The following is a 24855-nucleotide window of genomic DNA, read 5'->3' on the forward strand; positions in this document are numbered from 1 at the left end:
GGTTCGAGCCTAGAAATCCACCGCGTTCTTGCCTTTCAGATCGAGCATCTCCCGTGCTTCGTCGGGGGTGGCGACACGCCCGCCCAGCGCTTCGATCACCGTGCGAATGCGCTTGACCTGATCGGCGTTGGAGGCGGCGAGTTTGCCCGGGCCGTCCCACAGCGAATCTTCCAGCCCCACGCGCACGTTGCTGCCCATGGCCAGGCCCATGGTGCCCAGCGGAATCTGATTGCGCCCGGCGCCGAGGATCGACCACTCATAGGCATCGCCAAACAGGCGGTCGGCAGTGCGGCGCATGTGCGCCAGATCTTCGGGGTGACCGCCGATGCCGCCACGCAGGCCGAACACCGATTGAATGAAAATCGGCGCTTTCAACAGGCCGCGCTGCAGGAAGTGCGCAGCGGTGTAGAGGTGGCCGATGTCGTAGCACTCGATTTCAAAGCGGGTACGGTTTTCGGCGCAGGCGTTGAGGATGTGCGCGATGTCGCGGAAGGTATTGCGAAAGATGCGGTCGTCGCTCTCAGCGAGGTACGGCCGCTCCCAGTCGTGCTTGAATTCGGTAAAGCGGTCGAGCATTTCGTACAGCCCGAAGTTCATCGATCCCATGTTCAGCGACGCCAGTTCCGGCTTGAGTTGCGCCACTGGCTGCAGGCGTTCTTCGACGCCCATGGTCGGTGCGCCGCCGGTGGTGATGTTGATAACCACGTCACTCTTGGCTTTGATCTGCGGCAAAAACTGGCGAAACAGGTCGACATCCTGGCTCGGGCGACCATCAACCGGGTCGCGGGCATGCAAGTGGACAATCGCAGCACCCGCATGGGCAGCACCGATGGCAGCGTCGGCAATTTCCTGCGGCGTGATGGGCAAATGCGGCGACATAGACGGCGTATGAATGGCCCCGGTGACGGCGCACGTGATGATGACTGGACGTTTTTTGGACATGAGTGTTCTCCGTTCTTGTTCTTGGCGAGAAAGTCTTGGGTTAAATCCGGCTCGGGGAACGCGTCCGGCCGTTCATGCAATCGAGTGGCTTAGAGGTACTCGACGTTGCCGTCCACGCTGATGGCTTGCCCGGTGACGTTGCGTGCGGCGGGCGAACACAAAAACAGCGCCATGGCCGCGACGTCTTCGGCGGTGACCATGCGTTTGAGGGAAATCTTCTTCAGGTATTCCTCACGCATTTCAGACTCCGGCACGTTCATCTGCTCGGCACGGGCGCGGATCACGCCGTCCATGCGCGGGCCTTCAACGATGCCAGGCAGCAAGGCATTGACGCGGATGTCGCTTTCGCCCAGCTCAGAAGCCAGGGATTTCATCAGCCCGATGATCGCCCACTTGGTCGCTGCGTACGGCGTGCGCCAGGCGTATCCCAGGCGACCTGCAACGGAGGCGATATGGATCAAATGCGCGTTGGGCGATTCTTTCAGAAACGGCACGGCGTGGTGGGCAAAGCGATATTGCGCGGTGAGGTTGATGTCGATGGTGCGCTGCCAATCTTCATCGCTGATAGCGTCGATGCCACCGGTAGGCCCGGCGATGCCTGCGTTGTTGACCAGCACATCCAGGCCGCCAAACTGCTCGCGCTGAACCTTGAACACCGCTTCGATTTGCGCCGGATCGCCAACGTCGGCGCGGGTGGCCAGGCTGTCGGGGTAACGATCGCGGAACGCGGCAATGGCGGCTTCACTGACATCGCACACATGGACCTTCGCTCCCGCTTCCATGTACGCCGCGGCCAGCACTTCGCCAATGCCGGCAGCGCCACCGGAAATCAGCACCCGCAGCCCGGTGTAAGGGACCAGACGTTTGAGAACGCTCATGCTTTTTTCACTCCTGAGACAGACCGCGAACGGTCGCTTTTGACGAGCAGGCGCGCCAGGGAGTCGGCGGCCTGCATGATGTCGTCGGTGACTGCCGCTCGGGCTGCGGCGCCATCGCGGGCAGCCAAGGCCTCGACTATGCGATCGTGAGCCTCCATCGAGCGTTGAAGGTGCGCCTTGTCCGGCGCCACGAGGGCAAAGCAAGGGCCCATGTGTAGCCAGAAGTTTTCCACGGCGGCGACGGTCAGCTCGGCGTTTGCCACCGCGTAGATACGTCGGTGAAACGCAAAGTTGGTCCAGAGATAGCGGGAGACGTCGATCTGGTCGGCGGCGTGTTGCATCTGCGCGCACAGGTCGCTGATATCGGCCAGGTCGCTGTCTTTGAGCAGCGCCACGGCCTTCTCGGCCAGCAGGCCTTCGAGGGCGACACGGGCGTCGCGAATCTCCCGCAGTCTGTCGGGGGTCATCAGGCGAACACGCAAGCGGGAGGTTTCGGTGACTTCAAACGCGTTTTCCGCGCTCAGGCGGCTCAGTGCTTCGCGCACCGGCATGGGGCTGGACCCCAGCGCTTCGGCCAGACCACGGATGGTCAGCTTCTGGCCCGGCTGGAAGCGACCGCTCATCAACGCCTCACGGATCTGGCGATAGACCTGGTCTTGCAACGTATCGCGGGAAACCTGGCGCATGGTCGGTAGAAGGATCGGACGATCTGTCATGAGGGGAGCCTGTGTTGTCGTTCTTATGGCCCGAATATGTGATCACAAATCAAATAAGTCAAATTATTTCCTTTGTCCGCTAATCGATGGGCACAAAAAAGCCGGATCGAAAACGATCCGGCTTCAACGTGCTACGCGCCGAGTGTTGAAATCAGCGCTGGCCCGGACCACCCTGCCCGCCGCCTTGTCCACCACCGCCACCCTGGCCACCTTGGTAGCCGCCGCGATCACCACCACCGCCGCCACCGCCGTGACCGCCACCATGACCGCCACCACCCGGACCCCAGAATGGGAAACAACCGGTCATGGCCGACATCACCGCGATAACCATCGCGAACTTCGCTATACGACTCAACATATTGGGTACTCTCTAAACGACAGGCATTTGTCACCTGCACACTCTGACACCGCGCTTGGGTGAAACGGCGTAGACACTTGGTAAGTGTCGGGTAACGAGACCGATACAAATACCCGTGCGTTGAACGCCAGACAGCAAAAAGCCGCGACGAGGCATCCCTCCAGTCGCGGCTGTATTTGACCCTACGCTCGACGATCAGGCGTCCGCGCCTGATCAGTTTCCATCAGCGCCGGTAGTAACCCGGCCCGGGGCCGTTGTCGCGTCCCCCGTCATAATGGCCGCCATCGTAGTAACGGTGGTCATGCCCCCCGCCATGTCGTCCCCAGCCGGGGCCAAAAAAACATCCCGAAACCGACGACGTCAGGGCGATCACCAGTGCGATTTTCGCGATTCGGCTAAACATAGATTCACTCTCTTTGTCAGGGCATCTATCACCCATTAACTCAGACACCGAGTGGATACATTTCTGCATATTTCGACGGTAAAGGTTCGGTAAAGGTCTTCGCTACCCCGCAGTCGAGGGTCGAAACGGTGCTTGTCGGTCGGCGGCGGTCCACTTCTGGGGGCGGCTAAGCTACTATGTGCGCCTTATTGAAGCCCACACGGAAACACAGCCCTGTGACACTGGAACAGAATTACACCGCGATATTGAGCCAGCTTGGCGAAGACGTTTCCCGCGAGGGTCTGCTCGACACACCAAAGCGCGCTGCCAAAGCCATGCAGTACCTCTGCCGTGGTTACGAGCAAACCCTGGAAGACGTCACCAACGGTGCGCTGTTCAGCTCCGACAACAGCGAGATGGTGGTGGTCAAGGACATTGAGCTGTATTCGCTGTGCGAGCACCATTTGCTGCCCTTTATCGGCAAGGCCCACGTGGCCTACATCCCCAGCGGCAAAGTGTTGGGGCTGTCGAAGGTCGCGCGTATCGTCGATATGTATGCGCGGCGTTTGCAGATTCAGGAAAACCTTTCCCGCCAGATCGCCGAAGCCGTGCAGCAAGTCACTGGCGCGCTTGGCGTTGCCGTGGTCATCGAAGCCAAGCACATGTGCATGATGATGCGCGGCGTCGAGAAGCAGAATTCGTCGATGATCACTTCCGTGATGCTCGGTGAGTTCCGCGAGAACGCCGCCACCCGCAGCGAGTTTCTCAGCCTGATTCGCTGATCTTTTGCGTCACCCTGGCCGTGGCATATCGTCGCGGCCCGTGCGTCCACCGAGGTTTCTATCGTGTTCATGAAGGCATTGAGAGTGGGCCTGGGCCAACTCGTTATCCTCATCGATTTCATCACCCGGCCGAGCAAGAAACAGCGCTCCCCTGTTGCCCAGAGCGCGGTGGACGAATCGGCAAAAGACCTGACGCTGTATCAGTTTCATGCATGCCCGTTCTGCGTGAAGACCCGCCGTACCTTGCGCCGGCTCAACGTGCCGGTGGCTCTGCGTGATGCAAAGAACAACGAACTGGATCGCCAGACGCTGCTGAGCGAAGGCGGCAAGGTCAAAGTCCCTTGCCTGCGCATTGAAGAAGCGGGTCAAACGGTGTGGATGTATGAATCCAAGGTGATCATCGATTACCTGGACAAGCGCTTTTCAGCGGTGTGATGCACCCCCTGTAGGAGCCAACTGGTTGGCGAGATGTTCAGGGTGTCCATGAAGATGTCTCGCGAACAAGTTCGCTCCTACAGATGACGGACCGTCACTTGGGGCAACCCTCCTCCCGGCACGCCACATATTCCTTCAGCTGCCCAACCCGAACCTTGGTCTGCGCAGCCAGGCAGTTGGTCTGTAACAACGGCCAGATCGTGCCGGAGTCCTCGCGTTTACCCACCTGATACGCACAATCTGCATCGCGCAAGGCGATCCACTTCTTCTGCGCGTCCTGCAACGCCTGCTTCTTGGCCGGCGTTTTCAGGTAATTCATCTGTGCCTTGTACTGCGTGTTCAAATCCGCGTCCAGCGTTGCCAGCTCCTTGGCCGCGCACTGGTTCATGGCGGCCTGGTTGGCGTCGCAGTCGTCGGCGCTTGCCGATGCCGAGCAACCAATGCCCAACGCCATGAACATCCCTACTGCAATCATCCTGAGCTGCATCTTCCTGTCTCCTGTCCTGATCGATCGCGTTAGTCGAGCATGCCGACGTAGCCCGGTTGCTCCTTGACCCGCAACAGCCACTGCTCGATGGCAGGAAACTGCGCCAGATCGAAACCGCCCTGATGGGCCACATGGGTGTAGGCGTACAGCGCGATATCAGCAATGGAAAACTGATCACCCACCAGAAACGGCGTGCGAATCAACTGTTGTTCCATGACCTTCAGCGCCTTGTAACCCAGCTTGTGCATCGACTTGTATTCCTCGAGCCTTTCTTGCGGCAGACCGAGGTAGAACTGAATAAAACGCGCCACAGCGATGCTCGGCTCGTGGCTGTACTGCTCGAAGAATTGCCATTGCAGCATCTGCGTGCGCAGGCGTGGCTCGGTCAGCAGATACGGCGTGCCTTCGGCGAGGAAGTTGAGAATCGCGTTGGATTCCCACAGATACGTGCCGTCTTCAAGTTCCAGCACCGGAATCTTGCCGTTGGGGTTCTTTGCCAGAAACGCTTCGGTCTGGGTTTCGCCGTTGAGAATGTCCACCGGGATCCACTCATACTCGGCCCCCAGCAGGTTGAGCATCAGCTTGATCTTGTAGCAGTTGCCTGAATTGTAATCACCGTAAACCTTGTACATCCCTTCGCTCTCCTGATCCTGTTTGTGCCTGCCGATCACCACCCGCTGCGGGTTGGATCAAGCGGCTTTGGCGGCCAGCGCAGTGCGCACAACAGCGGCCAATCGTTTAAGGCCTTCGTCCAGCCGCGCTGGGTCGATGTGGCTGAAGTTCAGCCGAATATAACCGGGGTTGGCGTCCGGATCGCTAAAAAATGGCTCGCCGGGCATGAACGCCACGTTTTGCCCGAGCGCGGTATCCAGCAGCGTGCGGGTGTCCAGCGGTTGCTTGAGCGTGAGCCAGAAAAACAGCCCGCCCTGGGGTTCGCTCCAGTCGGCCAGATCACTGAAATGCCTGTGCAATGCAGTCTGGAACAGATCACGTCGCTGACGATAGAAGCTGCGCAATTCCAGCAGGTGCTCGCGGTAATGCTCGGTGCCGATCCATTGCAACGCCTGCCACTGGCCGACGCGGTTGGTGTGCAAATCGGCCGACTGCTTGAGTTTGAGCAGGTGCGGGAACAGGTCTGGCGTGGCAATCAGATAGCCGACACGCAGGCCCGGCATCAGGGTTTTCGACACGGTACCGGTGTAGATCCAGCTGGCTTTTTTCAAGCGGCTGACAATGGGCCGCGCACTGCCGCCGTCGAATGTGAGCTCGCGATACGGTTCATCTTCGATCAGCGTCACGCCGAACTCGTCGAGCAATGCCGCCACGGCCTCACGCGCAGAGTCGCTGTAGCGCACGGCGGATGGGTTTTGAAAAGTCGGGATCAGATAGACGAACGCCGGCGACTGCTGTTCCAGCCGCTGACGCATGACGACCAGATCTGGCCCTTCGGCCAGCAGCGGCACGGTCAGGCACTCAGCCCCGAACAACTGGAAAATCTGCAGCGCGGCCAGATACGTCGGGCCTTCCAGCAAAATTTCGGTGCCCTTGTCGATGTACAGCTTGGCCGCCAGGTCCAGGGTTTGCTGCGAGCCGCTGATGATCATTACTTGGCTGGCATCACACGGCACGCCCAGCGTGCGGGCTTCGGCAGCGAGGACCTCACGCAGTGCAGGCTCGCCTTCGCTCATGCCGTATTGGCCCAGGGAACGCGGCATGTCCGACCACTCGGTTTTGGGCAGCATGCTTTCGGCGGGCAGCCCGCCGGCAAAGGACATCATCTCGGGGCGCTGGGCGGCGGCGAGGATTTCGCGAATCAAAGAACTCTTCAAACGTGTCACGCGTTCAGAAAAAGCCATGGCAGCACCGCTAGCGGAAATAAATGGAAATACGTCAAACTGCTTGACCGAAATTACGACGGCACAGGTGGATACGTCAATATGCTTGACCTTAAAAATTCGTCCACGCAGCAAATTGCCATGGAAGCGTTCTTTTTCGGCTATCAGGCGTTTACTGCCAAAGCTGACGAGATGCTCGACCGACGTGGCTTGAGTCGCGTGCACCAGCGCATTGTATTTTTCATCGCGCGTTATCCGGGGCTGAGCGTGAAGGAGTTGCTGAGCGTTCTGGGGGTCAGCAAGCAGGCGCTGAACACACCGTTGCGTCAATTGATCGAAATGGAACTGGTGCTGAGCATTACCCCGGATGCAGACAAACGTAAGCGTTTGCTGGAGCTGACCGCTGACGGCGCGACGTTCGAAGAATCCTTGCGGCGCGAGCAGGTCAAGTTGCTGCAGCGCGTGTTTGCCGAGGCCGGTCGGGAAGCGGTGGATGGCTGGCTGGCGGTGAATCAGGCGTTGGGGAATACCCTGAAAGTGCCTGTCCTGTAGGAGCCAACTTGTTGGCGAGAAGATGTAAAGAATGCATAACGGCCCTCGCGAACAAGTTCGCTCCTACAGACACGTGTTCTCCGCCGCAACTGTGCCGACCATTGCGCTACTGGCTGTATCGCAACACCGTGCAACAACTGCGTATAGGCTTGCACGACTGATCACCCTGCCGTTCAAGGAACGTTTTGCATGACTCAAGCGACTCAGGCGCCGTTGCGCCCGCTGGCTGACTCTTCGCTTTCTGCCGTGGTGGCCGGGTTCATCGCCATGATGACCGGCTGCACCAGTTCGCTGGTCTTGATCTTCCAGGCAGGCCAGGCGGCGGGGCTGACGTCGGCGCAGATATCGTCTTGGATCTGGTCGCTGTTCATCGGCATGGCGGTGTGCAACATCGGCCTGTCGCTGCGTTATCGCTCACCAGTCACCGTCGCCTGGTCGACGCCCGGCGCAGCGCTGCTGATCTCGAGTCTGGGCGGTGTCGCTTATCCTGAAGCCATTGGCGCGTTCATCACCTGCTCGATCCTGATCATCGTCTGTGGCGTGACCGGCAGCTTCGAGCGCCTGGTCAAACGCCTGCCCGCATCGCTCGCGGCGGCCTTGCTGGCCGGGATTTTGTTCAAGATCGGCAGCGAGATTTTCGTCGCAGCCCAACATCGCACCGGCCTGGTGCTGGGCATGTTTTTCACTTATCTGATCGTCAAGCGCTACTCCCCGCGCTACGCCGTGTTGGTCACGTTGTTGGTCGGCGTTGCCCTGTCAGCCATGCTCGGGCTGTTGAATTTTGGCGGTTTTTCGCTGGAGGTTGCGGCACCGGTCTGGACCACGCCGGTGTTCACGCTGGGAGCGACCATCAGTATCGGCATTCCGTTGTTTGTGGTCGCCATGACGTCACAGAACATGCCCGGCATGGCGGTATTGCGCGCCGACGGCTACACCGTGCCGGCCTCGCCGCTGATCACCGTCTCCGGCATCGCCTCGTTGCTCACCGCACCGTTTGGTTCCCATGGCATCACCCTGGCCGCCATCAGCGCGGCCATTTGCACCAGCCCCAACGCCCATGAGGACAAAGACAAACGCTACACCGCCGCCATCTGGTGCGGGATTTTCTATGGGGTTGCCGGGATCTTCGGCGCGACGCTGGCAGCATTGTTCGCAGCGTTTCCCAAGGAGTTGGTGCTGTCGATTGCCGCGCTGGCGTTGTTCGGCTCGATCATCAACGGCCTGACCGTGGCGATGAACGAACCCAAGGAGCGCGAGGCTGCGCTGATCACCTTCATGGTTACAGCGTCGGGGCTGACACTGTTTTCCATCGGCTCGGCGTTCTGGGGAATTGTTGCGGGGGTGTTGACGCTGGTAATACTCAATGGCCGCAGATCTTGAGCATGCCGCCATCCCTGTAGGAGCGAACTTGTTCGCGAGGCGTCGTACCAGACACACATCAATACGGCCGTCTCGCGAATAAGTTCGCGCCTACAGGAAGAGGATTATTTACAACCTGAAATGTCCCACCATCCCTTTCAATTCCATGCCCAACGACGCCAGCTCAATGCTCGACGCAGCATTGCCTTGCATCGCCAACGCTGACTGATCGGCGCTGGCGCGGATGCTGGTGACGCTGCGGTTGATCTCTTCGGCCACCGAGCTTTGCTCTTCGGCTGCGGCGGCAATCTGCTGGTTCATCTGCTGGATCAACGACACCGCCGCGGCAATGCTGCCCAGCGCGCTTTCCGTCTGCAGGGCATCGCTGACTGCGAGTTTCACCAACTCGCCGCTGCTTTGAATCTGCACCACTGACGCCTGTGCGCCCGTTTGCAGACGCGTGACCAGACGCTCGATTTCCTCGGTCGATTGCTGCGTGCGTTTTGCCAACGCGCGCACTTCATCGGCGACCACCGCAAAGCCCCTGCCCTGTTCGCCAGCCCGGGCCGCTTCGATGGCAGCGTTCAGCGCCAGCAGGTTGGTTTGCTCGGCAACGCTTTTGATCACGCTCAGGACCTTGCCAATGTTCTGAATTTCCGCGCTGAGGTTCTCGATGGAGTGACTGGCCGAGGTGGCCGATGTCGCCAGTTCTTCGATGCGCGCCATGCTCTGGCGCACCACCCGCTGACCGCTATCGACTTTGCCATCAGCGGTCTGTGCCGCCTGCGCGGCTTGCTCGGCATTGCGGGCGACATCGTGCACAGTGGCGGTCATCTGATTCATGGCTGTGGCGACCTGCTCGGTTTCTTCCTTCTGGCTGCTGACTTCCAGATTGGTCTGTTCGGTGACTGCCGACAACGAATGCGCCGACGTTGCCAGTTGCTCGATCCCCGCTTGCAAGCCGCTGACCATACCGCTCAGTCCGGCGCCCATTTGCTGCATGGCGGACATCAGCTGGCCGATCTCGTCACGCCGATTGACCGCCACATTGCCGCTCAAATCGCCCGAAGCAATACGTTGCGCGGTGGCAATGACGCTGCGCAAAGGCGCGACGATAAGGCGGGTGATCACCCACGCCGCGATCAGGCCGACCAACAGCGCCAGGATCGACGAACCGATGATCTTCAGCGTATTGGCCTGCAGTTCGCTGGACACCGACTCGTCCTCGACGTCATAAGCGTGATTGACCTGCTGCACCACCGTTTTGGCGCTGGCGGCCAGTTGCTGCGAGACCTTGGCTTCGTCCGCCAGCAGCCCGGTGTATTCGTTGAGTTTGTCGCCAAAATTGGTGATGTGGCCGCTGACTTCGGAGAGCACGGTCTGGTAACCGGCGTCCTTGATCAGGCCGCCGAGGTCTGCGGCGAGCTTTTGTGCCTCCACAGCCTGTTCAATTGTTCCGGTCTTGGCCTCTTCGCCCGAGCCGGTCTTGCGACTCTTGTCCAGACGCACGCGGGCCTCGTCCAGGGCTTGCATCATCAGCCTGGAAATCTGGCTGACCTGGCCCGATTGCTCAATGAACTCTGCGCCCTGCTGGCCTTGAGAGTCTTTCAACGCATACGCGCCATCATCGGCGAGACCTGCCTGCAACACGTCCAGATTGTTGGACACGCTGGACACTGACCAACTGGCCATCTCCAACGCCAGGTCTTTGCTTTGAGTGAGGCTGACGAACTGATCGAACGCCTGGCGATACGCTGCGAGGCCCTGCTGAACCTCGGTCATCATGGTCTGGTTGGCCGCGGACGCGGACTTGAGGTGCTCGGCCTGAGCAGTAAGGCCGTCGAGCCCGGCATGCATTGATTCGACCTGCTTGGGATCGCTGTGCAACGCGTAATCCTGCTCGATCAGCCGAACCCGATTAAGCCCGCTGTTGAGTGCGTTCATGTCCTTGAGGCTGTCGAAGTGCACGCTGATCGAGCGCAACGACCAGACACCGATGGCGGCTACCAATGCGGTCAACAGCAAGACCAGAAAAAACCCGATGCCGAGTTTTTTGGCCATCCCGAGATTGGCGAAACGCGTTTTCACGGCCGAAATCATAATGCTCAATCCCCGTTCGACAGCTTGAAGGCGCACACAAAGAGGCCATGTGAGCATGACCATTCAATTTTCGTGCAGGTTCGCAATGGGCAGGTGGCAAAACAAGTGTTCGACGTCGGAATAATGGCAATTAGCTATGCAGACGTCGTTTACAGGAAGGTTATCGGCGTAAATGGGGGGAGCTGTAGCGGCGGTGCCAGTACATCGCGGTTAACAGCTGCGTCAAGGGGGTGCTTTCTGCCTGTTTGCAGGAGCGCGCTTGCCCGCGAATGGGCCAGGACTGCAACGTTTCAGGTGACTGATCTTTCGCAATCGCGGGCAAGCGCGCTCCTGCATTTGGCGTTTATGTTTCATTAGACGAAACGATTTTCCGGGCGCTCACTCAAGGGCGCCTCGCGAATAAATTCGCTCCTACAGGGGTGTTACCGGGCCGCCGCCGCGACGGTCAGTGTGCCGCTGTCAGCATCCAGCCGCGCATAGGTGCCCAGTGACACCGCAATGTTGCGATCGCCATGTCCAATGGACAGTCCGCCCAGCACCGGAACGCCCAGATCTCCGAGGCGCTCAATCAGCACATCGGCAGGCTTTATCACTGCATTGCCATTGCCCGGCTCGCTGAACTGACCGACCGCGACACCTCCAACCCGCTGGAGAATGCCGCAATTGCGCAGATGAGTGAGCAAGCGGTCGATGCGATAGGCCGCTTCGTTGACGTCTTCGATCAACAGAATGGCGCCTTCGAGATCAGGCATGTAAGGAGTGCCGACGCAGGTGCTGAGCATGCTCAGGTTGCCCCCCAGCAAGAGGCCTTCGGCGATGCCCGACGTACGCACGCGAAAGGTCGGTTCATCGGAACAGGCCTCGACCACCACAGGTTCGGTGCTCATCAGCGCATGTTTGATGGTGCTGGCAAACAGACCGCCAAGTTCCAGCTGCCCCGCTACCGGGCCATGGACTGTGGCCAGTCCGGTCTGGGTCCACAGCGCGCCGTGCAAGGCGGTGATGTCGGAGAAGCCAATCAGCAGTTTTGGGTCGCGGCGTACCGCGTCGTAGTCGATATGCGCCAGAATCCGTTGCGCGCCATAACCACCGCGGTTACACAGCACCGCGCGGATTTCTGGATCAGTCAGCGCGTCATTCAGATCGGCGGCGCGGTGCTCGTCGGTCCCGGCATAGAACGAATGGGTGTCCAATGCGTGTGGGTAGACCCGAGGTCGCAGCCCCCAGCTCGTCAATTCCTGCACCGCGGCCTGCACGCGTGATTCGGCCAGGGGGCCGGCGGGCGATACAAGGGCAACGGCATCGCCGGCGCGCAAGACATTGGGGTGCAGGGTTGGGCTGATGGCAGGCATTCAATCTCTCGGCATTTCAGAACATTTCAACAGAGCGGCAATTTAGAGCAGCTGCGCAGATGAATCCAGCGCAAGTATCAGCTGAGCTTGTCAGTGGAATCCTTGCGTGGCCCCTGAAATCGCGTAACGCGCTTGCGCAGCCAGCCGACAAAACCGCTCGGATCAACCACCTGAGGCTTGCTTTCAAGCATCGCGGCCCGGGCCTTTGCCCGAAATTTCTGCAGCCCGGCCAAGGCCCCGATCAGTTCGCCATGTTCCTGCAACCAGGGTTCGATTTCCGTGCGGTCGATACGGTAAATCATGCAGTCAGTGTATGCACAGAAACGCGCCAGCGTGGGCGTCTGATCCACAAAGCCGCTTTCACCGATCAACTCGCCGGGGCCCATGCGGCCGACTTCCAGCCAGGTATCACCGTGCAGCACGGAAGCCGATACCACGCCGGATTCTATGATGTACAACGCATCGGGCACGATATCTTGCGCCAGCACCACATCGCGGGCGGCGAACGCACTGAGGCGCATGTTGCGTTCAAGTTCTGCCCTGTCGGCGTCGCTCAGCATGCGCAGCACGCCCACACTGTTGAGTACCGCAGACTGACGATTGGCAGGACGCGTCTGGTCCTGACGGGTTTCGGTCGAGGCCAGTTGCCGATGAATCAGGTCGAACAGTTGATTGCGCACCGCCGAACGCCGGTCGCGGGACTTCACGTAGCCGGTGACTTGATATTCGACGATACGAATCCCGGACTTGACCACCTCCGCCGACGCGCCGGGCTGCACCAACAGCTCGCGACAGCCCTGAATGGCCTTGTTCAGCGAATCCAGCACCAGGCTTGGGCGCAAACGGGTCGACAGTTCGATGGTCAGGCTGATCGAATGAAAGTGATCGGGGCGGCTGAAGTTGGTGATGCGGGTTTTGGCCGCCACAGCATTGGGGATGACCACCATGCTGCCCTCGCCAGTCAGCAGGTGCGTTGAGCGCCAGTCGATTTCAATGACCTTGCCTTCGATACCATCGACGCCGATCCAGTCATCGACCCGGAACGGTTTGGTGGCATTGAGCACGATGCCGGAAAACACATCGCCCAACGTACTCTGAACGGCCAGACCGACAATGATCGCCACCGCGCCTGATGTGGCGAGCAAGCCTTTGACCGGCAGATCAAGCACGTAGGCTGCGGCGGCCACGGCGGCCACCAGGAAGATCACTGCCCCCATCAAGTCCTGCAGCAGATGACCTTTGCCGCCGATTTTCGGTGCCATGACTAACAACACGATCATCGTCAGCGTGCGCGCACCGAACAACCACCAGGCAATGGTCAGCAACGTCCCGAGCACATGACGCGCCGAGTCCCAGTCAGCAGGCACTTGGTACAGAGGACTCAATCCACCGTCGAGCAAGGCCATGCTGAACAGCACGAACAGCAGCACCCGGCCAACCACTTTCCAGCGCTGCCACTGGGTCGGCACCCATTGCCACAGCACGATGTCGGCGACCAGCAGCAGCGATGCGCTGATCAGCGGAAAAGCGAACCACAGGTGATCCATCGAAACTCTCCAAGCCACAAACCGCCAATGCAGCGCAGCTTAGCTGATCGGAGTGGCGAGCGGTGGAGACGCAAGCGGTGTATCAGAAGGATTAAGGACGCAGGTTTTGCGACTGCTGCGGTCCGACGCGACCCCAGGTGCGTTGCTGCTCCAACAGAGATCACCTGTGGGAGCGGACCTGTCCGGGAAGGCGATGTATCCGCTGCAGCATATGGGGCGAATAGACTGGCCTCTTCGCGGACAGGTCCGCTCCCACGGGATGTGCTTCAGGCTCGGAGCCCGACAGCGCCGACCTGTTGGGGCAGGTTGATCCGCCAGATTATCGCGACGCCGCTTCTGCCCGAAAGGCGTAGGAGTCTGGCTTGCCGACGTTTTGCCGGGAACCGGCAGCAATCAGAACGCCGTCACCCCGCCATCCACCGCCAGCGAGTGCCCGGTGGTGAACGCCGCACCGTCGCTGCACAGATAGAGCACGGCGCTGGCGATCTCTTCCACTTTGCCGATGCGGCCGACCGGGTGCATGGTCGCTGCGAACTCGGCTTTGCGTGGGTCGGCTTCGTGGGCGCGGCGAAACATGTCAGTGTCGATCACGGCCGGGCACACGGCGTTGACCCGAATGTGCTTCTTGGCGTATTCGATGGCTGCTGATTTGGTCAGGCCGATGACCGCATGTTTCGACGCGCTGTAGATGCTCATCTTCGGCGCCGCGCCGAGGCCCGCGACCGACGCAGTGTTGACGATCGCCCCGCCACCCTGGGCCAGCATCAGCGGCAACTGGTACTTCATGCACAGCCAGACGCCTTTGACGTTGACGCCCATGATCGCGTCGAATTCGGCTTCGCTGCCTTCGGACAGTCGACCCTGTTCGATTTCGATGCCAGCGTTATTGAAGGCGTAGTCCAGACGGCCGAAAGCCTGGATCGTCTTGTTCATCAATTGCTGAACGTCAGCGTCTCGGGTGACGTCGCAACGCACGAACAACGCCTGACCGCCTGCCTCACGAATCAACGCCGCCGTGGCTTCGCCGCCGTCGCTGTCCAGATCGGCGACCACCACTTTCAGGCCTTCACTGGCGAAAGCCAAGGCAGTGGCCCGACCGATACCGGCCGCGGCACCGGTGACCAGCGCGACCTGGCCGGAAAACGTCATGCTCATGGGGATGTCCTTTTGTTGTTATTGTTGCAAGGCGGTTGATGAAAGCCTGCAGAATGGCTGTTGTCTGACACATTGCCTTCGCGGACGGGTCCGCTCCCACGGGAAGAGGCGCCAGCCGTGAAACAGAGGGAGTCTAACGTCAGCCACCAAGCGAATGTCAGCACTATCAAGCCGTGGGTTATGCCGTCATGCACGGCGGTGATTTGCCCGCTCCAGCACCATCACGCCAGTGGATCGAATTGCATTCGCTGCATGACCTGTACTTGCCGGGAACGCGATCAGGGGCTATCACTCGGGTTTGTCTTTCGACTGGAGAACCTGCCATGACCGCTTTGAGCAACCGTCAATTCCTGCTGGCCCGCCGTCCTGTTGGCGCCGTCACTCGCGATGATTTCACCTTCCAGACTGTGCCCGTGGAAGCTGTCGCACCGGGGCAGATTCTGGTGAAAAGCGAATACCTGTCGCTGGACCCGGCCATGCGCGGCTGGATGAACGAAGGCAAGTCCTACATCGCTCCGGTGGAACTGGGCGCAGTGATGCGAGCGCTGGGGGTGGGCAAAGTGATCGAATCGCAAAACCCGAAATTTGCGGTCGGCGACTACGTTCAGGGCGTGTTCGGGGTGCAGGATTATTTTGTCGGCGAGCCCAAGGGCTTCAACAAAGTCGATCCATCGCTGGTGCCGCTGCCACGCTATTTGTCGGCTTTGGGCATGACAGGGATGTCCGCCTACTTCGCGCTGCTTGAAGTCGGCGCGCCGAAGGCCGGTGACACGGTGGTGATTTCCGGCGCGGCAGGCGCGGTAGGCAGCATGGCCGGGCAGATCGCCAAAATCAAAGGCTGTCGCGTGATCGGCATTGCCGGTGGCGCCGAGAAATGCAAGGCGCTGCTGGACGATTACGGGTTCGACGGCGCCATTGATTACAAGAACGAGGACATTCATGCAGGCCTGAAACGCGAATGCCCAAAAGGGGTGGACGTGTATTTCGATAACGTCGGCGGCGACATCCTTGATGCTGTTTTAACTCGCCTGGCACCCAAAGCGCGGGTGGTGATCTGCGGCGCGATCAGCCAGTACAACAACAAGGAAGCGGTCAAAGGGCCGGCCAATTACCTGTCGCTGCTGGTCAATCGCGCGCGCATGGAGGGTTTTGTGGTGATGGACCACGCCGCCAACTTCGCCAGCGCCGGGATGGAAATCGCCGGCTGGCTGGCTCAGGGCAAGATCAACAGCAAGGAACACATCGTCGAAGGGCTGGAGACGTTTCCGGAAACGCTGCTGATGCTGTTCAAGGGCGAGAACACCGGCAAGCTGGTGCTGAAGGTATAAATAGCCCCCCTCTGTAGGAGCCAACTTGTTGGCGAGGCGGCTTCACGGGAGAACCATTTAAACCGCTTCGCGAACAAGTTCGCTCCTACAGGTTTTGTGTACGCCTCAGCCATCTAGCCTGTAAATAACCTGAACAACCCGTCGATCGTGCTGCCAAAACCACCTGAAGCCGCGCGGTGGTGTAAGCTCGTGCGCTATTGATTTTCGACCATCGAGAGGCATATGCGGGCTACCTTCCGACGCTCCACGCTGTCCAGACTTCGCGGCTTTTCATTGCCTATCGACGCGCTGACCATTCTGCCCGGCGCAGCCGATTACCGTCGTTGCTTGCTGGAGCAGATCGCCAACGCTGAACAGCGCATCTATGTCGTCGCGCTTTATCTGCAACAGGATGAAGCCGGACAAGAAATTCTCGACGCTCTTTACGCCGCCAAAAAGGCCCGTCCACACTTGGACATCGTGGTACTGGTGGACTGGTTTCGTGCCCAGCGCGGCCTGATCGGCGCAGGCAAACAGGCGGGTAACTCAACCTGGTATCAGGCGCAACACCTGGAACACGACGAAGAAGTGCCGACTTACGGCGTCCCGGTGCAGACCCGCGAGCTGTTCGGTGTCCTGCATTTGAAGGGCATCGTGGTCGATGACTGCGTGATTTACAGCGGCGCCAGCATCAACAACGTTTACCTCAACAAGCTGGGCAAATACCGCCTGGACCGTTATCACCTGGTGCGCAACAAAGCCTTGGCCGATACGTTTCAGCGTCTGGTTCAGGACGAGATCCTGCCGTCTGATGCCGTGCATCGCCTGGACCTGCCCTCCCCGCCAAGCTCGCGAAGCCTGCGCAGTGAAATCCGCCAGTTCCGCCAACGTCTCAAGCGCGCCAGCTACAACACCGACGCTGGCCTGACCGATAACGGTGAGCTGCGGGTGATCCCGCTGTTGGGTATTGGTAACAAGAACCCGCTCAGCCGGACGTTGTGTGACCTGATCGCCGCCACCAACACGCAGCTGACGCTGTGCACGCCGTATTTCAACATGCCGCTGGTGATCAAGCGCGAGCTGACCCGAGCGCTCAAGCGCGGCGTCAAGATCGACATCATCATCGGCGACAAGACCGCCAACGACTTTTTCATCCCGCCGCAAGAGCCGTTCAAGGTGATCTCGGCGCTGCCTTACTTGTATGAAATCAGCCTGCGCCGCTTCATTCACAAGCATCAGGAATCGGTCGCCAAGCATCAGTTAAACGTCCACCTGTGGAAAGACGGCGACAACACTTTCCACCTCAAAGGCCTGTGGGCAGACGAGCGCTACACCTTGCTGACGGGCAACAATCTGAACCCGCGAGCGTTTCAACTGGATCTGGAAAACGCGCTGCTGATCGATGACCCCAAGGGCGAATGGACCGAGCCACGTCAGGCCGAAATCGAGCAGTTGATGCGCAACACGCAGCGTGTGGGCAAGTACGACGAGCTCGATACGTTGAGCGATTACCCGGAAGGCGTGCGTACTTTTCTGCGACGCGTGAGCCGTGTGCGGGTCGAGCGTCTGCTGTACCGTATTCTGTGAAGTCGGGATCGCCAGCGTGAGCAAAAAGACCGGCGTCCGCGCCCAACAAGCCGACCAGACCCGGGCGCGGATTCTCCAGGCGGCGATCAAGGTGTTCACCGAAGACGGCTATTCCGGCGGCCGCGTCGAGCGCATTTCTGCCGAAGCCGACTCCAATGACCGCATGCTTTATTACTACTTCGGCAGCAAGGAAAAGCTGTTCGTGCGGGTGCTTGAGCACACTTACGAGCAGTTCAACCTGGCCGAAAGCACGTTGCGTCTGGACCCCTCCACGCCGGTGGAAACGTTGCAGCAAGTGGTGGCATTCGTCTGGGAGTACTACGTGACGCACCCGGAATTCGTCGCAATCCTGAGCATTGAGAACCTGCACAAGGGCAAGCACGCCAGGCAATCCAGCGAACTGCGGCGCCTGTCAGGGGAAGCGGTGGGCGTGCTCCGGCCGGTCATCGAAGCCGGTCAGCAGCAGGGCTTGTTTCGTCAGGACCTGGATATCAAGCACGTCTATCTGATGATCGCCTCGCTCTGCTACTTCTATAACTCCAACCTGCACACCCTGACCTCGTTCCTTGATCAGGACATCGCGGCGCCGAAACAGCGGCAGGACTGGCTGGCGTTTATCAGTGATCTGGTGGTGCGGGGGGTGATGAGGCTGCCCTAGCCGCGCGCCGCTCCTACAGGGATGTGTGTTTGTCCGGAATTTGCAGGTGGACCACTCATTGTGGGAGCGGACCTGTCCGCGAAGAGGCCGTTACATCCAACGCATCTATCGCGCCTGACAGATAGCCTTCGCGGACAAGTCCGCTCCCACAGGTCTGTTGATCATTCAATGCGTCCCGGGATTGGCCCTCAGGTGCGCGACCTTCTCAATCAACCCCGCCCACTGCGGCTCACTCGGCGCGAAGCGGTGGCGCAAGTACGCAGACAGTTCGCTGATCTGGGTATTAGACAGGCTGTCCTTGAAGCCTGGCATGTAACCCAAATCTGGCGTGGCCGGGTTGGAAATCCCCTGCAGGATCACCTTCACCAGATTGTCCGGCATAGCGCTGTGAACATTGGTGTTGGTTGCGAGCGATGGGCTCACCCCAAACAGTTTCGGCCCCAGACCGTCAGCGTGACAGCCCTGGCACGAGCCTTCGAAAATTCGCTGGCCGTTGTTTAAGGACACTGCGCTGACGGTCGGTTGGGCGACCTCTTGCGCAACCGGCACAGCTGCAGCCTCAGCCGAGCCATTCAACGACGCGAGATACACCGCCATCGCCCGCACATCGGCCTTCGGCAATTTCGCCAGTTCCGTCACCACCGGCCCCATGGGCCCAGCCGCCACGCCATGCTTGTCGGAGTAGCCCGTGCTCAGGTAATTAAACAGCTGATCCTCGGTCCACGGCGTCGGCGATTTCGACAGGCTGTTCAGCGCTGGCGCCTCCCAGCCATCAACCATGCCGCCGGCCAGGAGCGACGCGCCGCCCTTCTCCGCGCCCATCAGGTTGCGCGGCGAATGACACGCTGCGCAGTGCCCCAAACCGTTGACCAGATAATTGCCGCGATTCCATTGCTCGCTTTGCTGGAGCTGCACCTGAATTTCGCCCTTGCGCAGGAACAACGCATTCCAGCCTGCCATCAGCGGCCGCATGTTGAACGGGAACTGCATGTCGTTGGCCTTGGGCGCCTGTTTGACAGGGGTTTGCGACATCAAATACGCGTACAACGCCTGCATGTCGGCGTCGTTGATGTTTCTGAAAGCGGTGTAGGGAAACGCCGGATAGAGGTTCTTGCCATCACGACTGATGCCGTCACGCATCGCCCGCTCGAACGCAGGATAAGACCAGTTGCCGATGCCGGTTTCCGGGTCCGGCGTGATGTTGCTGCTATATAAAGTGCCGAATGGCGTCTGCATCGCCAGTCCACCGGCATTGGTCACACCGCCCGGTGCCGTGTGGCACACCGCGCAGTCGCCCACTGCCGCCAGTTGCCGACCGCGCTCCAGCGTTGAGGCTGACCAGGTGCCAGCACTCGGCGGCGTGATCGGCGCAATTTCAGATTTGAACGGGAACGCCGTCGCGGCAACGCCCAAAATCGCACCAAAGGCTGCGAACAAAGAACCAAACAGCCATTTCGAGCGCTTGGCTTTCGGCGATTCCGGCGGGTTGCTGTTGGCGGCCTCGCCTGCGCCTTTCAGGGCCGCGAGTACTCGCTCAGCCGTGATTGGCAGCTCACGAAAACGAATCCCGGTGGCGTCGTAAATCGCGTTGGCAATCGCCGCAGCGCTGGGCACCGAGGCGGACTCACCGGCGCCCATGGGTGGCTCGCTCTGACGCGGCATCATCATCACATCGACCTTCGGCACCTCGGGAAAGGTCAGGATCGGGTAACCGCCCCATTCCTTGCTCGACACCGTGGACTCCTCGAACGTCACCCGTTCCTTGAGCACACGGCTGGTGGACTGAATCACATTGCCGTGAATCTGGTGCTGCACGCCGGCCGGATTGACCATCATCCCGGCGTCATGGCCGATGACCACCCGCGTCACCGAGACATCGCCGGTATGTTTATCCACCGCCACGTCCGCAACCCACGCCGCCCACGCCGCGCCAAAACCAGGGAATTTACTGTGGATGTAGCGCGCGTAGGCAAACCCGCGACCGCGCAACACGCCGTCCTCTTCAACCATCTGCATCGGCTCGGTGCGCGGCGACCATTCGGCGCGGGCGGCAGTCGCCCGGACCAGCTCCGAGGCGCGCTCGTCGTGCAGATAACGCAGGCGGTATTCAATCGGGTCGACGCCGGCGGCAAAGGCCAGCTCATCGATGTACGACTCGTGGGCGAAGGTGTTGGGCAGCGCCGACACGCCGCGCATCCAGGAGGCGCGGACGATGGGCGCCATATCGTTAATGGTGATGCGCATGTGCTCGAAGTCGTAGGGCGGGATCGACGTGCGATCGCCCATTTCGAACATTGTGGCAACCGGATCGACGCGCCCGGTCAGCAACAGCGCCAGCGTCGGTGAGTTGTTAGACGGGTAGCTGGTCTGGAAGTCATACCCGGCCACGCCGCCGTCAGCATTCAGGCCGCCGTCGACTTCCATCAACTGCGCGGTGCCTTTGGGCTCCCACGCATGCTCTTGCTCGCGAGTCAGCTGCACCCGCACCGGCAGACCCACCGCCCGGGACAGCAACACCGCGTCGGCACACACGTCATCGGCGCAGTTGCGGCCATAGCAGCCGGCGGCTTCCATACGGATGATTTCGATGTTGTCTTCGGGATATTCCAGCAGCCAGGCCAGATCTGCCCGGAGCATGTGCGGATTTTGCGTGCCGGACCATACACGGATGCCGTTTGGCTGGTAGTCCGCCAACCCACAGGACGGTCCGATAGAGCCGTGAATCTGGTAGGGCCACAGATAGGTGCGGGTCATCCGCTCGCTGGCACCGTCCAGTGCCTCGACCACATTGCCCTTGTCCAGGACCACTCGCTGAATGCTCGGGTTGTCACGGATCGCCTGTTCTACATCGCTCATGTCCGGCAGCTTGTGCTGCCAGGGCTTCCAGGTGACTTTCAGCTCCCGCGCAGCTTTGGCGGCCTGCTCTTCGCGCATGGCTACGATGCCGACGAAGTCACGAATCACCACCACGCGCACGATGCCGGGGATGTGGGCGATGGACGACTCATCAACTTCCAGCAGGCTGTTGCCGACAAAATCGCCCGTGTCGAAACCTGCGTACGGCGGGCGCACCACCCGACCGTGAAGCATGTCCGGCAAGCGCATGTCGTGCACGTAGGTGAGCTCGCCGGTGGCTTTGCCGGGGATGTCGACCCGCGCCGCGGCCTGGCCCACCAGTTTGTAGTCCTCGAGTTTTTTCAGCGGAGCGTCGCCGGAGATGCGCAGTTCGATGTGCTGGCCGCTGACCAGTTCGCCAAAACGAAAAGTGCGGCCGTCTTCAGCCTTGATCACGCCTGCTTCGATGACCAGCGATTGCGCATTGACCGACCAGCGCTCGGCCGCTTCGTCCAGCAGGAAGCGCCGGGCCTCGGCTGCGGCATTGCGCAGCGGAATGGCAGAAATCTGTAGCGTGGCGCTGGCAATGGTCGCGCCCTGATTGGGTGCGCGCTCGGTGTCGCCGAGGATCATCTTCAACTGATCCATGGTCAGGTCGAGTTCTTCCGCCACGATCTGCGCCAGGGAGGTACGAATGCCGGTCCCCAGATCAACATGGCCGTTGAAGGCATAAACGGTGTTGTCTTCATCGATGGCGATGAACAGCCCCAACTCCATGGGCCTGATAGTCGGGGTGCCGCCTTTGGCCACAGGACCGGACGGCGGCAGGATGTCGTCGACGATCAGCAATACGCCGTTTTTCGCCAGCAGTTGATCGCGGGTAGGCGTGGTCTGGGTCATGGTCGTGGATCCGTTCAAGGCTGTTGGCGAGCGGCACGCATCACCGCACGCAGAATTTCGATGTGGGTGCCGCAACGGCAGAGATTGGCCGAGAGTTCGTTGCGGATTTGTGCTTCGGTGGGGTGCGGATTGCGGTCGAGCAAGGCCTTGGCGGTCATGATCATGCCGTTCATGCAGTAACCGCATTGCGCGGCTTGCTCGTCGATGAACGCTTGCTGCACCGGGTGTGGGCATTCGCGCGTACCGATGCCTTCCAGGGTCGTGATGTCGCGGCCTTCGGCGCCGGCCAGCGGGAACACGCAGGGCCGCGCGGCCACGCCGTCGATGATGACCGTGCACGCCCCGCATTCGCCCAGCCCGCAGCCAAACTTGGGGCCGTTGAGTTGCAGGTCGTTGCGCAGAATCATCAGCAGCGGCGTGTCGGCCATCGCCGTGACCGATGTCGTCTGTCCGTTGACCCGCAGCGTCACGGTCTTCTCTGCCGCGACTGCACGCTCACTCATGTTGCGCTCCCGTCTGTTACCGACCGTCCCTGGCGTTTGATGAAGTATTCACTTCATGAAATGGGAGCAGGAAGCGTGCCAGTGGCGGAAAGCGGAAGATGAAGGATGGTTTTGCGAACACGGATGGCGCGCTTTTGTAGGAGCTGACGAGCAACGCGAGGCTGCGATAGCTTTATGCCAATGTCTGATACACCGCTATCGCAGCCTTCGGCAGCTCCTACAGGTAATTGTGATCGCTGTTGAAGAGTTCAGAAGATAAAGGATGGTTTCTGGACATGCGTCAGTCCCCCGTGGGAGCGGACCTGTCCGCGAAGACAACGGTTCAGGCGCTGGATGTGTAAGAGCCTTGCGGGCCTCTTCGCGGACAGGTCCGCTCCCACGGTTCGGGGTTTTTCAGTGCAACCGGGTTAGTTACTCGTCCGAGTCATCAATCAACTTACGCAGCAAGAACAGCACCGCCACACGCTCGGCCGGGTTGAGTTTGTTCAGGGTCAGTTCGCTGATCTGCGCCGCGCGGGGGACGGTTTCCTGCACCAGTTGCAGGCCGCTGTCGGTCAGGCTGCAGATGACTTTGCGCTTGTCTTGCGGGTCCGGCTCAAGGCTGATGAGGTCGCGGGCCTTGAGGCGATCGACAATGCCGCGGATGGTGGCCTGATCCACGGCCGTTGCCTTGACCAGCTCGGTTTGCGAACTGGGACCGTGATCAAGCAGCGCGCACAGGGTAACGAACTGCACCGCGGTCAGCTGCGAGTCGCCGACATTCTGTTGAAAGATCGCCAGATGCCGCTGATAGGCCTTGCGCAGCAGGTGGCCGACCTGGTTGGAGAAAGCGTAAGACGCGTCGTTACTGGAAGGGTTGTCAGTGGACACAGGCGGCTCGTTTGGCGGGCTGGAGGGAATTGGCGGCTACATTAACGTGTGCGGGGGTGGAGGGGAATCGCGCCCACTGACCTGTAGAAGCGAATTTATTCGCGAAGCAGTATTTCAGCCGATGTATTGATATCGGCTGTACCAGCCTCTCGCGAATGAATTCGCTCCCACAGAATAAGATCTCAGCGGGCCTTCGACGCTTCAGGCGCAACCACTTCGCCGCCCAGCACCACGGCCAGATCATCCAGATAAATGTCGCAACGGCGCAGCGGAATGTCCAGGTGGCACGGGGTTTTGCGCTTGCCGCCGACTTCGGTGTTCGGCCCGGTGGAGAACAGGAAGTTGCCGTAGAATGCACGGGCGTCCATGCACATGCCGTCGTTCTTGTCGTGCAGTCCCATGGCCGTCCACTGCGCGCGCGGCTGCAAACCCCAACCAATGTGGGAAATGCCGTACACCTCGGGGTCGTTGAAATACTTCATGTAGTCGCGCAGGTACTCGGCCTCGAAACCGCCGTGGATCTTGGTGATGAAGCCTTTATCGATCTCCAGCGTGATCTGCTCGCGCGAATACGTTTTAAACGGCAGCACGATGTCGCCAATGTCGATGACCAAGGTGCCTTCGGCGGTTTCTTCGTTGGGCCAGGAGAACAGAAAGCCGCTGGGCCAGTGGTCCCAACGTCCTGGCTCATCTGCAAAACCGTACTCGGTGACCGAGGGGTATTGCCCCAGCTGTGCGCGGAAATCACTGCCAGCCTTGGACTTCACCTGAATGGTGCGCGCTGCTTTCAGCACCTCTTCGGCGGCCAGTACCCGCGCTTTGTCCTCAAGCGTCGGCAGCATACGGGCCAGCACTTCCGGGGGTTCGACGGCCAGAAGAATGCGCGTGCCGGTTTTGAGGATCTGCTCCTGCTCGGGCGAATGCAGCAGCATCATGGTGTCGATCACCAGATCAGCCGCTTCAAGCGCGCGCTGTGCCGCGATGTTGCCGGTCAGGGCCGTATCACCGCAGTAGGCGGTCATGTCGTTACCCATGGCCATCGGGTGATTGAACGAGGGTAATTCCACCGCGTAGACCTTGGCGCCCAAACGCTGAGCCGCGTCCATCGCCGCACGCACGGTGCGGGGATTGGAGTAGTGGCTCTTCAAGATCGCAACGCTCTGGGTCGTGTCGACTTTCGACAGCTTCAGAACGTGTTCAAACATTTGAGCCAATTCGCTATCACTAACCGCCATTTTTCGTCTCCTTGGCATTTGGCCATTCACCAAACGCACCATTGAAAGGCATCGCGCTTCAGAGTAGTGCATATTTTAAA

General features: G+C 60.1%; 23 protein-coding genes and 1 pseudogene. 7 read left to right on the forward strand and 17 right to left on the reverse strand.

Going from position 1 to position 24855, the window contains the following annotated elements; genetic code table 11:
• Window positions 1–9 precede the first annotated feature (9 nt).
• The 5 genes from kce to ACWKWM_RS09515 all read right to left on the reverse strand — a co-directional run bounded on the left by kce (window position 10) and on the right by ACWKWM_RS09515 (window position 3297).
• Window positions 10–942 (reverse strand): 3,5-dioxohexanoate:acetyl-CoA acetone transferase, encoded by a 933-nt coding sequence (kce, locus tag ACWKWM_RS09495; protein ID WP_483845898.1) that lies wholly within the window; start codon window positions 940–942, stop codon window positions 10–12.
• A gap of 89 nt (window positions 943–1031) precedes the next feature.
• A complete protein-coding gene (locus ACWKWM_RS09500) occupies window positions 1032–1820 on the reverse strand; it encodes an SDR family oxidoreductase (protein WP_483845899.1) in 789 nt (262 codons plus the stop codon).
• Window positions 1817–2536: a GntR family transcriptional regulator gene (locus ACWKWM_RS09505; RefSeq protein ID WP_483845900.1), complete on the reverse strand. Its 720-nt coding sequence runs from the start codon at window positions 2534–2536 to the stop codon at window positions 1817–1819. The genes ACWKWM_RS09500 and ACWKWM_RS09505 overlap by 4 nt, the downstream gene beginning before the upstream one ends.
• A gap of 151 nt (window positions 2537–2687) precedes the next feature.
• Window positions 2688–2894, reverse strand: a complete 207-nt coding sequence (locus ACWKWM_RS09510; RefSeq protein WP_483845901.1) for a hypothetical protein — start codon at window positions 2892–2894, stop codon at window positions 2688–2690.
• A 223-nt stretch (window positions 2895–3117) separates the two neighbouring features.
• Window positions 3118–3297, reverse strand: coding sequence for a hypothetical protein (locus ACWKWM_RS09515; RefSeq protein WP_483835543.1), 180 nt, complete (start codon window positions 3295–3297; stop codon window positions 3118–3120).
• Between the two features lie 215 nt (window positions 3298–3512).
• Here ACWKWM_RS09515 and folE point away from each other — a divergent pair, with 215 nt between their 5' ends.
• Both folE and ACWKWM_RS09525 read left to right on the forward strand, forming a co-directional pair.
• Window positions 3513–4058: a GTP cyclohydrolase I FolE gene (folE, locus tag ACWKWM_RS09520; protein WP_483845902.1), complete on the forward strand. Its 546-nt coding sequence runs from the start codon at window positions 3513–3515 to the stop codon at window positions 4056–4058.
• A 63-nt stretch (window positions 4059–4121) separates the two neighbouring features.
• Window positions 4122–4493, forward strand: coding sequence for a glutathione S-transferase N-terminal domain-containing protein (locus tag ACWKWM_RS09525; RefSeq protein ID WP_483845903.1), 372 nt, complete (start codon window positions 4122–4124; stop codon window positions 4491–4493).
• Window positions 4494–4587: 94 nt separating this feature from the next.
• Here the strand turns inward: ACWKWM_RS09525 and ACWKWM_RS09530 are convergent, their stop codons facing one another.
• From ACWKWM_RS09530 to ACWKWM_RS09540, 3 genes are read right to left on the reverse strand one after another with little or no spacing between them, the layout of a single operon-like run.
• Window positions 4588–4980 carry a lysozyme inhibitor LprI family protein gene (locus ACWKWM_RS09530; RefSeq protein WP_483845904.1) on the reverse strand — a complete coding sequence of 131 codons (393 nt, stop codon included), beginning with the start codon at window positions 4978–4980 and terminating at the stop codon, window positions 4588–4590.
• Between the two features lie 29 nt (window positions 4981–5009).
• Window positions 5010–5612: a glutathione S-transferase family protein gene (locus tag ACWKWM_RS09535; protein WP_483845905.1), complete on the reverse strand. Its 603-nt coding sequence runs from the start codon at window positions 5610–5612 to the stop codon at window positions 5010–5012.
• 57 nt (window positions 5613–5669) lie between these two features.
• Window positions 5670–6836: an aminotransferase-like domain-containing protein gene (locus ACWKWM_RS09540; RefSeq protein WP_483845906.1), complete on the reverse strand. Its 1167-nt coding sequence runs from the start codon at window positions 6834–6836 to the stop codon at window positions 5670–5672.
• 81 nt (window positions 6837–6917) lie between these two features.
• Here ACWKWM_RS09540 and ACWKWM_RS09545 point away from each other — a divergent pair, with 81 nt between their 5' ends.
• Window positions 6918–7367 (forward strand): MarR family transcriptional regulator, encoded by a 450-nt coding sequence (locus ACWKWM_RS09545; protein ID WP_483845907.1) that lies wholly within the window; start codon window positions 6918–6920, stop codon window positions 7365–7367.
• Between the two features lie 189 nt (window positions 7368–7556).
• The gene (locus tag ACWKWM_RS09550) at window positions 7557–8747 is read left to right on the forward strand and encodes a benzoate/H(+) symporter BenE family transporter (RefSeq protein ID WP_483845908.1); all 1191 of its coding nucleotides are present in this window, start codon (window positions 7557–7559) and stop codon (window positions 8745–8747) included.
• Between the two features lie 108 nt (window positions 8748–8855).
• Here ACWKWM_RS09550 and ACWKWM_RS09555 read toward each other — a convergent pair whose 3' ends face one another.
• The 5 genes and pseudogenes from ACWKWM_RS09555 to ACWKWM_RS09575 form a co-directional block, all read right to left on the reverse strand.
• Entirely contained in the window at window positions 8856–9737 is an 882-nt protein-coding gene (locus ACWKWM_RS09555) for a methyl-accepting chemotaxis protein (protein WP_483846058.1), read from the reverse strand.
• Window positions 9717–10889 (reverse strand): annotated as a pseudogene (locus ACWKWM_RS09560) (HAMP domain-containing protein); the annotation flags it as partial. The pseudogene ACWKWM_RS09560 and the gene ACWKWM_RS09555, both read right to left, overlap by 21 nt.
• A gap of 359 nt (window positions 10890–11248) precedes the next feature.
• Entirely contained in the window at window positions 11249–12178 is a 930-nt protein-coding gene (locus tag ACWKWM_RS09565; protein WP_483845909.1) for a S66 peptidase family protein, read from the reverse strand.
• 77 nt (window positions 12179–12255) lie between these two features.
• Entirely contained in the window at window positions 12256–13725 is a 1470-nt protein-coding gene (locus tag ACWKWM_RS09570; RefSeq protein WP_483845910.1) for a mechanosensitive ion channel domain-containing protein, read from the reverse strand.
• A gap of 393 nt (window positions 13726–14118) precedes the next feature.
• Complete coding sequence (locus ACWKWM_RS09575) at window positions 14119–14880, reverse strand: SDR family oxidoreductase (RefSeq protein ID WP_483845911.1); 762 nt, start codon at window positions 14878–14880, stop codon at window positions 14119–14121.
• Window positions 14881–15203: 323 nt separating this feature from the next.
• On the opposite strand from ACWKWM_RS09575, the gene ACWKWM_RS09580 reads away from it, so the two are divergent.
• From ACWKWM_RS09580 to ACWKWM_RS09590, 3 genes are all read left to right on the forward strand, one after another.
• Window positions 15204–16208 (forward strand): NADP-dependent oxidoreductase, encoded by a 1005-nt coding sequence (locus ACWKWM_RS09580; protein ID WP_483845912.1) that lies wholly within the window; start codon window positions 15204–15206, stop codon window positions 16206–16208.
• Between the two features lie 222 nt (window positions 16209–16430).
• Window positions 16431–17774, forward strand: a complete 1344-nt coding sequence (gene pssA / locus ACWKWM_RS09585; protein WP_483845913.1) for a CDP-diacylglycerol--serine O-phosphatidyltransferase — start codon at window positions 16431–16433, stop codon at window positions 17772–17774.
• A 16-nt stretch (window positions 17775–17790) separates the two neighbouring features.
• The gene (locus tag ACWKWM_RS09590; protein WP_483845914.1) at window positions 17791–18432 is read left to right on the forward strand and encodes a TetR/AcrR family transcriptional regulator; all 642 of its coding nucleotides are present in this window, start codon (window positions 17791–17793) and stop codon (window positions 18430–18432) included.
• A gap of 165 nt (window positions 18433–18597) precedes the next feature.
• Here the strand turns inward: ACWKWM_RS09590 and ACWKWM_RS09595 are convergent, their stop codons facing one another.
• The 4 genes from ACWKWM_RS09595 to ACWKWM_RS09610 all read right to left on the reverse strand — a co-directional run bounded on the left by ACWKWM_RS09595 (window position 18598) and on the right by ACWKWM_RS09610 (window position 24775).
• A complete protein-coding gene (locus ACWKWM_RS09595; RefSeq protein WP_483845915.1) occupies window positions 18598–22167 on the reverse strand; it encodes a molybdopterin cofactor-binding domain-containing protein in 3570 nt (1189 codons plus the stop codon).
• Between the two features lie 14 nt (window positions 22168–22181).
• Complete coding sequence (locus ACWKWM_RS09600; protein ID WP_483835528.1) at window positions 22182–22670, reverse strand: (2Fe-2S)-binding protein; 489 nt, start codon at window positions 22668–22670, stop codon at window positions 22182–22184.
• A 411-nt stretch (window positions 22671–23081) separates the two neighbouring features.
• Window positions 23082–23540: a MarR family winged helix-turn-helix transcriptional regulator gene (locus ACWKWM_RS09605; RefSeq protein WP_483845916.1), complete on the reverse strand. Its 459-nt coding sequence runs from the start codon at window positions 23538–23540 to the stop codon at window positions 23082–23084.
• A gap of 182 nt (window positions 23541–23722) precedes the next feature.
• Window positions 23723–24775 carry a 2,5-dihydroxypyridine 5,6-dioxygenase gene (locus tag ACWKWM_RS09610; RefSeq protein ID WP_483845917.1) on the reverse strand — a complete coding sequence of 351 codons (1053 nt, stop codon included), beginning with the start codon at window positions 24773–24775 and terminating at the stop codon, window positions 23723–23725.
• Window positions 24776–24855 lie beyond the last annotated feature (80 nt).

The sequence above is a fragment of the Pseudomonas rosaeacicularis genome, assembly GCF_057128745.1.

What these genes read in the sequence shown, in the direction of transcription:
- kce (WP_483845898.1), bottom strand. Translation starts at nt 942, where the DNA reads ATGTCCAAAAAACGTCCAGTCATCATCACGTGCGCCGTCACCGGGGCC.
- ACWKWM_RS09500 (WP_483845899.1), bottom strand. Translation starts at nt 1,820, where the DNA reads ATGAGCGTTCTCAAACGTCTGGTCCCTTACACCGGGCTGCGGGTGCTG.
- ACWKWM_RS09505 (WP_483845900.1), bottom strand. Translation starts at nt 2,536, where the DNA reads ATGACAGATCGTCCGATCCTTCTACCGACCATGCGCCAGGTTTCCCGC.
- ACWKWM_RS09510 (WP_483845901.1), bottom strand. Translation starts at nt 2,894, where the DNA reads ATGTTGAGTCGTATAGCGAAGTTCGCGATGGTTATCGCGGTGATGTCG.
- ACWKWM_RS09515 (WP_483835543.1), bottom strand. Translation starts at nt 3,297, where the DNA reads ATGTTTAGCCGAATCGCGAAAATCGCACTGGTGATCGCCCTGACGTCG.
- ACWKWM_RS09530 (WP_483845904.1), bottom strand. Translation starts at nt 4,980, where the DNA reads ATGCAGCTCAGGATGATTGCAGTAGGGATGTTCATGGCGTTGGGCATT.
- ACWKWM_RS09535 (WP_483845905.1), bottom strand. Translation starts at nt 5,612, where the DNA reads ATGTACAAGGTTTACGGTGATTACAATTCAGGCAACTGCTACAAGATC.
- ACWKWM_RS09540 (WP_483845906.1), bottom strand. Translation starts at nt 6,836, where the DNA reads ATGGCTTTTTCTGAACGCGTGACACGTTTGAAGAGTTCTTTGATTCGC.
- ACWKWM_RS09545 (WP_483845907.1), top strand. Translation starts at nt 6,918, where the DNA reads ATGCTTGACCTTAAAAATTCGTCCACGCAGCAAATTGCCATGGAAGCG.
- ACWKWM_RS09550 (WP_483845908.1), top strand. Translation starts at nt 7,557, where the DNA reads ATGACTCAAGCGACTCAGGCGCCGTTGCGCCCGCTGGCTGACTCTTCG.
- ACWKWM_RS09555 (WP_483846058.1), bottom strand. Translation starts at nt 9,737, where the DNA reads ATGTCCGCCATGCAGCAAATGGGCGCCGGACTGAGCGGTATGGTCAGC.
- ACWKWM_RS09565 (WP_483845909.1), bottom strand. Translation starts at nt 12,178, where the DNA reads ATGCCTGCCATCAGCCCAACCCTGCACCCCAATGTCTTGCGCGCCGGC.
- ACWKWM_RS09570 (WP_483845910.1), bottom strand. Translation starts at nt 13,725, where the DNA reads ATGGATCACCTGTGGTTCGCTTTTCCGCTGATCAGCGCATCGCTGCTG.
- ACWKWM_RS09575 (WP_483845911.1), bottom strand. Translation starts at nt 14,880, where the DNA reads ATGAGCATGACGTTTTCCGGCCAGGTCGCGCTGGTCACCGGTGCCGCG.
- ACWKWM_RS09580 (WP_483845912.1), top strand. Translation starts at nt 15,204, where the DNA reads ATGACCGCTTTGAGCAACCGTCAATTCCTGCTGGCCCGCCGTCCTGTT.
- pssA (WP_483845913.1), top strand. Translation starts at nt 16,431, where the DNA reads ATGCGGGCTACCTTCCGACGCTCCACGCTGTCCAGACTTCGCGGCTTT.
- ACWKWM_RS09595 (WP_483845915.1), bottom strand. Translation starts at nt 22,167, where the DNA reads ATGACCCAGACCACGCCTACCCGCGATCAACTGCTGGCGAAAAACGGC.
- ACWKWM_RS09600 (WP_483835528.1), bottom strand. Translation starts at nt 22,670, where the DNA reads ATGAGTGAGCGTGCAGTCGCGGCAGAGAAGACCGTGACGCTGCGGGTC.
- ACWKWM_RS09610 (WP_483845917.1), bottom strand. Translation starts at nt 24,775, where the DNA reads ATGGCGGTTAGTGATAGCGAATTGGCTCAAATGTTTGAACACGTTCTG.